Raw genomic sequence first — 11,041 nt, 5'->3', positions numbered from 1 at the left:
CTTGTACATGAGGCCGCCGAGGAATAGCTTGCATGTGAGCACCGTTTGGGTGAAGTCGGATGAGGTCTGCTTCTTGGCGGAAGTGACTCTCATTCTACTACTTCCAAGCGGTGCTCGCTTTTTCCACGCAGGATCTGGGTTGAAACCGCGCCTCAAGACACACGAAGTCCGCCTCCGCGGACTGCATCCTCGCCACCGCAGCGGTGCCCAGTGCAGTGGAAGCCCCGAACGGCGCCTGAGGGCGCCGTGTCGGGGCTTCCAGCAGGTCGAGCGGCGGATTCATCCGCTCAGGCAGATCGAGGCGCTGGTACGGGTGGCGCGCACCGGCAACCTCCTCCCCGTGCAGGTGAAGTCTCCCCGTCAGTTTGGGGAGACTTTCCGCCGTTGTTGCGGCGAATTCATTCGCTCCCCCCGGCGCCGATCCCCGCCCGGCGCTAGATTGCCGTCCTCCATCCGCCGATCCACAATCCCGCACTCCAGACCGCGATGCACACGCGTGACGTGAACCGGATTTCCATCGTCCTCCCGCCCCGAAGCCGCCATGGCTGAGCGGAAGGCCCGCGCCGCGGGGCCGGAAACCAGCCGCGTGCAGGGCGCGGACTGGAGCGGCGACGACATCTCGGGGCAGAACCACGAAAAGGTGCTCTTCGTGGACCTGGACATGACCGAGGTGGAGAACACCGGTGCCGTGTTCACCGAATGCACCTTTCGCAACGTGAAGTTCAACGTCTCCGTGCACCACGGCGCGGCGTTCGTGAACTGCACGTTCGCGGCGTGCAAGTTCTACGACGCGCGCTTCGCCGATTGCAAGTTCGTGGGGAGCATCTTTGACCGCTGCACCTTTGACGCAATGACCGTCACCGGCGGCAACTGGTCGTTCGCGGGGCTCTCCGGCGCCGACCTGCGCACGGCCTCGTTCCGCGGCGTGAACCTGCGCGAGGCGGACCTTGCCGGCGCGCGGTGCCAGGGCGGGTCCATGCGCGACCTGGACCTTTCCGGCGCGTGGCTGCGCGGCGCCGACTTCAGCGGGTGCGACCTGCGCGGCAGCGACCTGAGCGCCGTGGATCCCGCCAGCGTGGAACTGCGCGGCGCCATCATCACCATCGACCAGACGATCACCATCGCGCAGGCGCTGGGGCTGGACGTGCGCGCGGAGTGACTGTCCGCGCGGCGGCGGGAACGGATGTGGTGCGCTTGACCCATGCGAACGGGCGTTCGAAGCCCGATCTTTTGCGGCAGGAAACCCGTCGCCTTCATCCGCCGCGCCTTTCTGGAGCTTTCTGCATGCTCGCGACCGAAACCCTCATGCCGCCCCGCGCCGCGCGGCCCGCCACAAGCCTGGCGGACGGGGAGGCGGCGATCGCGCTGGTGCGCGCGCTGTACGACGCGTTCGGGCGGGGCGACGTGCTGGACGTGTTCAGCACGCTCACGCAGGACGTGGTGATCGAGCAGACGCCGGACCTTCCCTGGGGGGGCAGCTACCACGGACTGGACGAGGCGCGCGAGTTCTTTCTGCGCCTCATGCAGCACGTGGACTCGCGGGTGGAAGTGCAGGAGGTGTTTGCCGCCGGCACGCGCGTGGTGGTGATGGCCCGGACGCGCGGAATGGCGCGCGCCACGGGAACGGCGTTCGACATCCGCGCCGTGCACGTGTTCGAGGTGCGCCGCGGCAAGGTGAGCCGCTTTGAAACGTACGTGGACACCCCGGCCATGCAGGCGGTGCTGTGAGCCCCCGCGTCCGCATTGTGCTGGGCGGCGGTTGATGAAGGGGGCGGGGTGCGCTATCTTCTTCGCCGAGCGGGTCGGTAGCTCAGCCGGTAGAGCACTCGGCTTTTAACCGATTGGTCGTGGGTTCGAGTCCCACCCGACCCACCTTGGGTCCCCGGGCACGCACGCGTGCCCGGGGACTTTTTTCCGTCCAGCATTTGGCTCCTGGCCGCGGGATCGCGCGCGAATTCTGTGACCCGCGCGTGCATCCGGCGATCCGCCCGCGACGGCGGTTCAGGGCAGCAGCCGGTTTCGGACCTCATGGATGACGTGTTTGTGATGGGGAAAGTGGATGGGACGCCGCCCCGCAGAGGGAGTCCGGATGACTGCGCCGGACGGCGGATCGGTAGAGGCGGACCGCTACGATGCGGAAGTCTCGCCGCCGGCGCCCAACTCCTCACGCAGGGCGGCGCTGCGGGCGCGATCCTCATCCAGTTCCCGCTGCAGCACCTGCGCGAGGTACTCACGCTCGCCGCGCGCCTGCTCGCGCGCGAACTCGGCCGCCTCTTCCGCGCGCTGCATGGCGGCTTCCGCTTCGCGCGCCGTCTCCACGGCCCGGTCGCGCGCGGAATGGGCCGCCTGCGCCATCTCCACCGCCGCCGCGGCCGCACGCCGGGCGGAAAGGTCGCGTGTCGTCTTGGCGAATCCCATCAGCACCCCTTCGGGATTGCGCAGCGCCGTGAGCGTGATGTCGGCCCAGAAGGTGGATCCGTCGCGCCGGACGCGGGACCCCTCGCCGTGCGACTCTCCCGTTCTCTCGGAATCCCGCAGATGCGCCTCCGCGGTTCCGTCTTCCGCGCCACCTTCGGGGTACAGCAGGCGCAGATGCGCACCCTCGGCCTCTTCGCGGGTCCACCACTTCATCAGGTGCGCGCCCTCGCCCCAGAAGGTGATGACGCCGTGCGGGTCGAGCAGAAAGATGGCGTAGTCGCGAACGTTTTCCGCCAGGGCCGCGAACGCCGGGTTGACCGCCCACTGGGAAAGCCGGGTGGCCGCGGCGTCATCACATTCGGGATGGGCCCGGCGCTCGCGCCCGCGCTTGAGCGCGGCCTGCCGCTCCGCGGATTCGCTCGCGTGTGGCCGCGGTTCCTCCGCGGGGAACGGCCCGCCGGGGACCGCGGATTCCTCCTCTCCGCTGGCGACGGAACCCGGCTCGCCGGGGCGGTTGGAAAGGCCGCCGGAGTGCTCGTCGTGTTTGCTCATGAGGATGCAAACCGCGCAAAAGTCCGGCCAGTTCACGTGTTTCGCCCCCCGCCCGGGGACACTCCAGTAGTCGTGGCCACGCCCGCGGATTGGGCTGGTGCGCCGGGGCAGCCGGAACTCGATGCCGCGCGCCGGTGGCCGCCGCCCATGCGGTCCGTTTCGCGCGCACGCGTCATCAACCTCGGGGTGCCTGGCCCGCGTGCGGAGCCCGGACCGGCTGGGAGGGCGGCGGTATCCCGGGAACTGTTCGCTCTGCGCGCCTTTTCCGACGGCGCTTGTCGCCCCCGGCGGGCGTGGTTAGGTTCGTTCGGAAACGCGATTCCGCCGTTCTTCCGCCCCGCTCGCGGCCGGTCCGCGCTGCTCCACCACACCATCGTGAGCCGCATCAAGCTGCCGGCGAACTGGACATCAGGGAGCGCGGCCGCCCGCAGGACGGCCGCATCCGCGTGCACCTGGAAAGCCGCGAACGGGACGTGCGCGTGTCTACTGTGCCCACCATGGTTCGGCGAAAGCGTCGTTCTGCGCCTGCTGGACCGCGGCGGGCGCCCGGTGGCGCTGAGCGAGTTGGGCATGCCCGCCCACGTGCGGACGGGGATGGAGGCGATGGCCCGCTAGCCGCACGGGATAATCCTGGTCGCCGGGCCCACGGGGTCCGGCAAGACGGCGACGCTGTACGCCGCGCTGGGGCTGCGCGATACACGCGGGAAAAAGGTGATCACCGTGGAACACCCAGATGGCAGGCGCGCCGCCAGCCGGAGGGAGGGAGGGAAGGCCAGGTCGTCCGCTGGTTGCGGTCCGGTTGTCTGAAGGCGGTTTGTGGGACTCGCGGAAGTTCACCATCACCCTGGAGGCAGAATGACTCGACTTCACCTTGTGGCCGGCGCCTGCGCGCTCGTGCTCGCCGCCGCCTGCGCCCCCGCGCACTCCGCGGGAACGGACGGCGAAATCACCCGCTACACCCGGAGCGACCGGCGCAACGCGCTGACCCCGGAGGAGCTGCGGGCGCAACCGGAAGTCCGCACGGCGTACGATGCCGTGCAGCGCTGGCGCCCGGAATGGCTTCGGGTGTCGGCGGCGCAGATTCAGCCCAACCGGTGCCTTGCGGGCGGATGCCGCATGCAGACGCCCGCCGTGGTGGGGCAGATCCTTGTGTTCCGCGACCGCACCCGGCTGGGCACGGTGAACGCGCTGCACGAGATCCCCATCACCTCCGTGCGCGAGATGCGGTACCTGAACGCGGAAGACGCGCGCGCCCTGCTCCCGCTCTCCGACATGGGGCCGGGCTCCGTGGCCGGCGCCGTCGTCGTCCTGCCCAACTCGTAGCCCTGCTCCCGCTGCCGCGGCGCAGGACGCCGCCGCGGCACGGGAAATCCCGTTTCCATCCGCACAGCGTTCGTGCCCCGTTCTTCTGATCCGCGCCGCGTGTCGGATATCGACTCGGTACCGTCGGTGATCGGGCGGGCCTCCACGAGACGGTCCCGCGTTTCTCCCCAGGTTGATGGACGGTGCACGAGCGAGGGCAGCTTGTAGCCGTGGCACACTTCAGCGGCAGGATGCAGATGGTGCTACGACTCGCGGCCGCGCTGGCGGCGTGCACGCTGGCCGGAGGATGCTTTCGTACCGGAACGCCCGGCTGCCCGGCTCCGGACCCTATGCCGGCCGGGATCAGGGTGCAGCAAGGCGGAGTTACAGGGGAGGCCGCCGAGGGCGTCGGCACGCTGGTGATTCGTGCGTCCAGAGCCACGGACCGACACGCCACTGTGCAGAACGCGATCGTGTCGCTTCACGCACACCCCCGGGAACTCCACGTGCATCTGCGCCGGTCCGCCACGGATTCCACCGGGCTGGTTCGATGGGATTGGCTCCCGGCCGGAACCTACACGCTTTCCGCCGCGGCAATCGGCCACGATGTGCTCCGCGCTCCCGTCGCCGTACGGGCCGGGTACGCGGACACGGTTCAGGTCCATCTCCGGGGACGGACATGGTGCGTGCGGTGAGCATGCCGCCCGGACCGGTATGGCCATCCCCACCTGTCCGGCAGACGGGCATCATCCCCGGAGGAGAACCGAAGCCGGCCCGCGCGTCAGTGGCCGCCGCCAAGCCGTCCGAGGAGCAGGCCGATGACGAACACGATCCCGCCGCCGCCGATGACCTGCAGGATCGTTTTGCCGAGCGGGCTTTCCATGTAGCGGTAGCGGATCCAGGCGATGGCGATCAGCTCCAGCACCACCACGGCGTAGGCCAGCAGCAGCGCCGTCCGCAGGTCCGTGAGAAGAAAGGGCAGGGTGTGGCCCATGCCGCCGATGATGGTGCCAAGCGCGGTGATGCCGCCGCGGCTCCACGGATTGCCGCGGCCGCTGATCTTGCCGTCGTCGGAGAGCGCCTCCGCCAGCCCCATGCTGATGCCGGCGCCCACGGAGGCCGCGAGCCCCACGTAGAACGCGTCGTGCGTGCTGCCCGTGAGCTCCGCCGCGGCGAACAGCGGGGCCAGGGTGGATACGGACCCGTCCATCAGCCCCAGCAGAAAGGGCTGCACTACCTGCAGCACCCGCGCCTGCGCCGCCGTGTGCGGCACTCCGCCCCCGGCGGTCGGTCCTGCTCCCTGCGTCGGCTCCATTCCCTCTCCCTGGCGTGCGTGAATGCGGTCGCGGGCCCGCGATGCGGAAAGCGTTCCGGCCCGGCGGAGCGCGGACCGGGGGAAGCTACGCGGTGGGGGAGGGCAGGGAAACCGGCGGAATGCCTCGCGATCCGGGCAGGGCGTCCCGGCGATTGCGCCCGCGTTCGAGGGTGCGCCGCGGGCCGGGGAGTTGACTCTGGCGGAAAATCGGCTACTTTGGTATCAGGCGCGGAACGCGCACGGAAGTTTCGCAGACCTGGGCACCTCTGCTCGGGTCGTGATTGTGTTCCTCAGAAGGGAGTAGACGTGGTCGAGATCCAGCTTGCGGAAACTGATCGCCTCGATTGGGCGCTCAAGCAGTTCCGGCGTCGGATGATTCGCTCCGGCCTGTTCAAGGACATGCGCCGCAAGCGCTTCTACGAGAAGCCGAGCGTCGCGCGCAAGATGAAGGAAAAGGCCGCCGAGCGCCGCCGCCACAAGGACCGCAAGCGCGCCGCCCGCCGGTACGACTTCTGATTTCCGGCACCGCAACGCGAGAAGGGCCCGAGCCAGTTGGCTCGGGCCCTTCCTTTTGGCCGTCGGTCAACCGCTGAAACTACCAGCGATCTCCACCGCCGCCGTAGCCGCCACGGTCGCGGTCACCGCCACGCCCGCCGCCGCCACGGCCACCACCCCCGCCGCCGTAGCCGCCGCCACCACCGCCACCGCCGTAGCCCCCACCGCCGCTGCGTCCACCACCGCCGCCGCCGTAGCCGCCACCGCCGCTGCGTCCACCACCACCGCCGCCGTAGCCGCCGCCACCGCCGCTGTCACCGCCGGCCGGCGCGTCAAGGCGCACCACGTTTTCGGCCGCGGGACCCTTCGTGCCCTGAACCACGTCGAACTCCACGCGCTCGCCGTCATTCAGGGTCTTGAACCCGCCGCCCTGAATTGCGCTGTGGTGGACGAACACGTCCTTCTCGCCGTTGTCCCGGGTAATGAACCCGAAGCCCTTCTCCGGATTGAACCACTTGACGGTTCCCGCTTCCCTGGCCATTTCCAATCCACTTGCTGTGATGTGATGAGGCGCAGCGCCGACGAACGGGCGCAAGCTAAGCCGTTTTGGTCCCCGCGCCAAGAATCTCGTCGCTGCAGGAGCCGGAAGCGGCCGCATGCCCCGCGATGCACGAACAGCGCCAGAAATCGGCGCCGCCTCTGGCAGACACACCGAAATGCCCTTGCCGCATCACATTATCCGCGGCGCGGCTCATCCCGGGCGGCTTTCGTACCGCCAGCACGGCGCACTCCGCGGCCCCGTGCGGCCCCGCGGGGCGTGCCGCGCTGGCAGGCGGCGGGTCAGCGGTGGGCCGGCGTCACCAGCCAGCGGGACACGCCGGCCACACTGTCAATGCGGGCTTCCCAGGCGCGCAGCGGGCCGGGAATGCGGGTGCAGCCGTAGTAGTCTTCCACCACGTGCGTGCGCGCGGCGCCGTACACGCCCACCACCGTGGTGGGTGAGTCCGTGCGCGCCATCCCGCACACACCGGTGTTCTCCGCCATCAGCGTGGGAAGCGCCCAGAACCCCGCCGCGTCCGCGCCGGCGACGAGCGCGTTGAACTGCGCGGGCGCGATGGTGGCGCGGTGCTCCGGGAGCGAATCCGGCCAGCTCTGCCGGAAGCGCACCTCGCCGGACGGGCGCAGCACCACGCGGTACGCCGGGCAGGTGCCAAAACAGCGGGTGCGCATGAGCACCAGGCTGTCCACCGCGGCGGATCCGGCGGCGGCGGCGCCCCCCTCCGGCGCCGCGGCGGGCGCGGGCCTGGGGGGCTGGCACGCCGCCGCGAGCAGAAGGAGCGCGGCGGAAGCGAGCGTGCGGGCAGAGCGGATCATGTACGGACGGGTGCGCGGGTGGACGGTGCTCGGTCGCGGGACGGACGCCCTCTGTACCCGCCTGCCGCGGCGCGGTTGCGCCGGATCCGTGCCCGTCCCGCGGGCGCCGGGGCGCGCGGCGCGCTCCGATCACGTAGTTTGGTGCGGGCCCCGCGCGCGAACGGGGCCATCCTCCTCCCTTGATCTGCTGACTGCCGATGCCCCGAACGGTTCTGGTGGTGGACGACGATCCCGGCGTGCTGCGCGTGCTGTCGCGGTACTTCAGCCGCGCGGGGTGGGAGGTGCACGAGGCCGACAGCGGCGAAGAAGGGCTGCGCCGCTGGGAAGCGGCGCGCCCGGACGTGGTGCTGCTGGACCTGGACCTTCCGGGAATGTCCGGCCGCGAGGTGCTGGACGTGCTCGTTTCGCGCGGGGCATCGGTCATCATGCTCACGGGGCACACGGACCTGGCGACGGCGGTGGACGCCATGCAGGCCGGCGCGGAAACCTTTCTCACCAAGCCGGTGGACTTCGGGCACGTGGGCGCGGCGGCGGAGCGCGCGGCGGAAAAGCAGGAGCTGCGGCGCGCGAACGAGTCGCTGGCGCGCAGCCTGGCGGGGCGTACGGAAGATGACGGGCTGGGGACGTCGCCGGGGATGCGCGCGCTCGCCCGGCAGGTGTCCATGCTGTCCGCCTCGGCGGACACCACGGCGCTGCTGCTCGGCGAGAGCGGAACGGGCAAGAGCTGGGTAGCGCAGATGATCCACGCGCGCAGCCCGCGGGCGCGCGGCCCGTTCGTGGAGATCAACTGCGCCGGGCTTTCGGGCACCTTTCTGGATTCGGAGCTGTTCGGCCACGAGCGCGGCGCGTTTACCGACGCGCGGGAGATGAAGCGCGGCCTGTTCGAGGTGGCGGACCGCGGCACGCTGTTTCTGGACGAGATCGGCGACCTTGCGCCGGAGCTGCAGCCCAAGCTGCTCAAGGTGCTGGAGCAGCGCACCTTCCGTCGGCTGGGCGGCACGCGCGAAATGAGCGTGGACGTGCGGCTTCTGGCGGCCACCAACCGCGACCTGCAGGCCGAGGTGCGCGCCGGGCGCTTTCGCGAGGACCTGTTCTACCGCCTCTCCGTCTTTCCGCTGACGATTCCGCCCCTGCGCGAGCGATCGCGCGAGGACGTGATGGAGTTGCTGCACCGGTCGCTGGTGGACCTGGGCCGGCGCCACCCGGGCGCGCCGCACTCCATGGCGCCGCGCGCGGCGGAGGCGCTGGCGGCGTACGCCTGGCCGGGGAACGTGCGCGAGCTGCGCAACGTGCTGGAGCGCGCGCTGGTGCTGGCGGTGGGGAGCGAGCGCATCGACCTGGAGCACCTGCCGGAGGCGCTGCGGGCGCGCAACGCGGCCAAGTCGTCGCGTGGCACGGCGGAGGTGCTGCCGCTGGCGGAAATGGAACGGCGGCACATCGAGCGTGCGCTGCACGTGCTGAACGGCAACCGTTCGCTCGCGGCGGAAAAGCTGGGGATTTCGCGCAGCACGCTGCACGCGAAGATCCAGCAGCATGGGCTGGAGAAGGTGGGGAAGGAATGAGTGCGTGAGTGCGTGAGTGCGGAGTGCGTGGGAGCCGGTAAGAGGGCGCCGTACGACGCCGCGGCTATCGGAGCGACCTACGCCCGTCCTCTCGGGCGGGGGTGTGCCCCCTCTCCCACATCCGTTCGTGGGAGAGGGTGGCGAGCTTTAGCGAGCCGGGTGAGGGCCCCAGCGTCCGACCGCACCACACCTCTTTCTCCGCCTGCCCCCTGGGCCCTGACCCTGAGCACCACCCCGCCACTCCGCACTCAGAACTCCGCACTCCGCACTTCTGTTTTCGGCACCCCCGCGTACTTGATCGCGTCCAGCGGGCGCTGGCCGGGGAGCGGAAGGATCACGCCGGGATTCAGCATTCCCGCGGGGTCAAAGGTGTTCTTGACTGCGCGGAACAGGTCCGTGATCTCATCTCCCCAGATGGTCCGCAGCACCGGCGCGCGCAGCCGCCCATCGCCGTGCTCGCCCGCCATCGTTCCGCCCAGCGCCGCCACGCCCTCCGCCACCTCGTACACGATTGCCTCCGCGTCCTCGCGCCACCCGGGGCGGGTGACGTCCACGAGCGGGTTCACGTGCAGGTTGCCATCCCCCGCATGGCCGAAGATGACCGCGGGGAGTCCGTGGCGGGACAGGGTCGCACGCAGCAGCCGGATGTAGTCCGCCAGGCGGTCCACCGGCACTACGCCGTCTTCGATGAATTGCATGGACACGCGCTGGCCCGCCATCCGCGCGATCAGCGGGCTGGCCGCGTGGCGCACGTGCCAGAAGCGCTCCTGCTGCTCCTGATCCACGGCCAGCGACACGCGGTCCGCCACCCCCGCCATCGCCCGCTCCACGGCGCACAGTGCGTCGGCGACCTCCTCCGGAGAGTCGCCCTCCATCTCCACGAACAGGATCGCCTCCAGCCCCTCGCGCAGCGGGTAGCCCGGGTCCTCTCCCGAGCCGCGCACCAGGTCAATGAAGGTGCGGTCGATCATCTCGCACGTCGCGGGGTCCAACTCCAGGATGCGGTGCACCGCCGCGCCCGCCGCCTCCAGCGCCGTGAACTCCAGCAGCGCCAGCCCGCGATGCGCCTTCACCGGCTCCAGCCGCACCGTCGCGGCGGTGACCAGCGCGAGGGTGCCTTCGCTCCCCACGACCAGGTCCACCGCGTCGCCGGAGTGCAGGTACTCGCGCAGGGCGTAGCCGCTCGAGTTCTTTCGCACGCGCGGCCAGCCGCGCTCGAGGGTGTCGCGGTGCGCCGCGAGAAGCTCGTCCACCCGGGCCAGGATCTCGCGCAGGCGCGGCGCGTCCGGGCGCGTGCCGCGGGTGGCGGTCGCGCGCGAGCCGTCCGCGAGCACGAGGTCCACCGACTCGATCCACTGCCGTGTGGCGCCGTAGCGGACGGTGTGCGCGCCGGCGGAGTTGTTGGCGATCAGCCCGCCGAACGCCGCGCGCTCGCCGCTGGACGGATCGGGCGGAAAGTGGAGGCCAGACGGGGCGGCGGCCGCGTTCACCGCGGCGAGGGTGGCGCCGGGTTCCACACGCACCGTCCTGCGCGCCGCGTCCACGGGTCCGATCCGGCGGAACTCCGTCAAGAGGTCGACGGCGACGCCCGGGCCGATGTTGCCGCCCGGCATTCCCGTTCCCGCCGCGCGCGGCACCAGCGCCAGCCCGTTCTCCGCCGCCCACCGGACGATCTCCGCCACGTCGTCCGCATCCACCGGAACCGCGACGGCGGAAGGGACGGAGCGCAGGATGCCGGCATGCTCGGAAAACGCCGTCCGCCGCGCCTGCTCCACGCTGAACGCGCCGCGGAAAGCCGCCGGCGGGGCGGGGAAGTCCGTCGATTGCTGCTGCCGATCCGTCATGGAAACTGTCCGTTGTACCGGGTCGCAACGCCGCGCCGGGATGGGTTCAAGCTCTTTCCGTTCGCCCCGGCGCTGGAGCCGGGACCGCGGACGTGGGCTCCGTCGTCCTCCCCTCGCAGACCAGGCACCGTTCGGTCGATCCCCGGCCGGGAGGCGGCAGCGTTCGGAACGTGCAGCAG

At 70.8% G+C, this 11,041-nt stretch carries 12 protein-coding genes and 1 tRNA gene; 8 read left to right on the top strand and 5 right to left on the bottom strand.

Annotated features, from left to right (window positions below; all coding sequences use genetic code 11):
• The first annotated feature begins 541 nt into the window (after positions 1-541).
• The 3 genes from VF665_RS15200 to VF665_RS15190 all read left to right on the top strand — a co-directional run bounded on the left by VF665_RS15200 (position 542) and on the right by VF665_RS15190 (position 1,872).
• Entirely contained in the window at positions 542-1,159 is a 618-nt protein-coding gene (locus tag VF665_RS15200; RefSeq protein WP_331054286.1) for a pentapeptide repeat-containing protein, read from the top strand.
• 125 nt (positions 1,160-1,284) lie between these two features.
• Positions 1,285-1,728 (top strand): nuclear transport factor 2 family protein, encoded by a 444-nt coding sequence (locus tag VF665_RS15195; RefSeq protein WP_331054285.1) that lies wholly within the window; start codon positions 1,285-1,287, stop codon positions 1,726-1,728.
• Positions 1,729-1,799: 71 nt separating this feature from the next.
• Positions 1,800-1,872, top strand: a tRNA-Lys gene (locus VF665_RS15190).
• Between the two features lie 255 nt (positions 1,873-2,127).
• On the opposite strand, the gene VF665_RS15185 is transcribed toward VF665_RS15190, so the two are convergent.
• Complete coding sequence (locus tag VF665_RS15185) at positions 2,128-2,970, bottom strand: PAS domain-containing protein (protein WP_331054284.1); 843 nt, start codon at positions 2,968-2,970, stop codon at positions 2,128-2,130.
• Positions 2,971-3,345: 375 nt separating this feature from the next.
• Here VF665_RS15185 and VF665_RS15180 point away from each other — a divergent pair, with 375 nt between their 5' ends.
• The 3 genes from VF665_RS15180 to VF665_RS15175 are packed head-to-tail and all read left to right on the top strand — an operon-like array spanning position 3,346 to position 4,293.
• On the top strand, positions 3,346-3,585 hold the full coding sequence (locus tag VF665_RS15180) for a hypothetical protein (protein ID WP_331054283.1): 240 nt from the start codon (positions 3,346-3,348) through the stop codon (positions 3,583-3,585).
• Between the two features lie 9 nt (positions 3,586-3,594).
• The gene (locus tag VF665_RS26010; protein WP_414678852.1) at positions 3,595-3,777 is read left to right on the top strand and encodes an ATPase, T2SS/T4P/T4SS family; all 183 of its coding nucleotides are present in this window, start codon (positions 3,595-3,597) and stop codon (positions 3,775-3,777) included.
• A gap of 48 nt (positions 3,778-3,825) precedes the next feature.
• Positions 3,826-4,293, top strand: coding sequence for a hypothetical protein (locus VF665_RS15175; RefSeq protein WP_331054282.1), 468 nt, complete (start codon positions 3,826-3,828; stop codon positions 4,291-4,293).
• Positions 4,294-5,053: 760 nt separating this feature from the next.
• On the opposite strand, the gene VF665_RS15170 is transcribed toward VF665_RS15175, so the two are convergent.
• Complete coding sequence (locus VF665_RS15170; RefSeq protein ID WP_331054281.1) at positions 5,054-5,545, bottom strand: hypothetical protein; 492 nt, start codon at positions 5,543-5,545, stop codon at positions 5,054-5,056.
• 348 nt (positions 5,546-5,893) lie between these two features.
• Here VF665_RS15170 and rpsU point away from each other — a divergent pair, with 348 nt between their 5' ends.
• Positions 5,894-6,103, top strand: a complete 210-nt coding sequence (rpsU, locus tag VF665_RS15165; RefSeq protein WP_170038383.1) for a 30S ribosomal protein S21 — start codon at positions 5,894-5,896, stop codon at positions 6,101-6,103.
• 79 nt (positions 6,104-6,182) lie between these two features.
• Here the strand turns inward: rpsU and VF665_RS25915 are convergent, their stop codons facing one another.
• Positions 6,183-6,623: a cold-shock protein gene (locus VF665_RS25915; RefSeq protein WP_349263140.1), complete on the bottom strand. Its 441-nt coding sequence runs from the start codon at positions 6,621-6,623 to the stop codon at positions 6,183-6,185.
• A gap of 299 nt (positions 6,624-6,922) precedes the next feature.
• The gene (locus VF665_RS15155) at positions 6,923-7,456 is read right to left on the bottom strand and encodes a DUF6438 domain-containing protein (protein ID WP_331054280.1); all 534 of its coding nucleotides are present in this window, start codon (positions 7,454-7,456) and stop codon (positions 6,923-6,925) included.
• 197 nt (positions 7,457-7,653) lie between these two features.
• On the opposite strand from VF665_RS15155, the gene VF665_RS15150 reads away from it, so the two are divergent.
• Positions 7,654-9,018 (top strand): sigma-54 dependent transcriptional regulator, encoded by a 1,365-nt coding sequence (locus VF665_RS15150; protein WP_331054279.1) that lies wholly within the window; start codon positions 7,654-7,656, stop codon positions 9,016-9,018.
• A gap of 248 nt (positions 9,019-9,266) precedes the next feature.
• On the opposite strand, the gene VF665_RS15145 is transcribed toward VF665_RS15150, so the two are convergent.
• Complete coding sequence (locus VF665_RS15145; protein ID WP_331054278.1) at positions 9,267-10,862, bottom strand: FAD-binding oxidoreductase; 1,596 nt, start codon at positions 10,860-10,862, stop codon at positions 9,267-9,269.
• Positions 10,863-11,041 lie beyond the last annotated feature (179 nt).

The organism is Longimicrobium sp., assembly GCF_036387355.1.
Taxonomy (GTDB): domain Bacteria; phylum Gemmatimonadota; class Gemmatimonadetes; order Longimicrobiales; family Longimicrobiaceae; genus Longimicrobium.
This window is presented reverse-complemented; position numbering and strand designations above follow the sequence as displayed.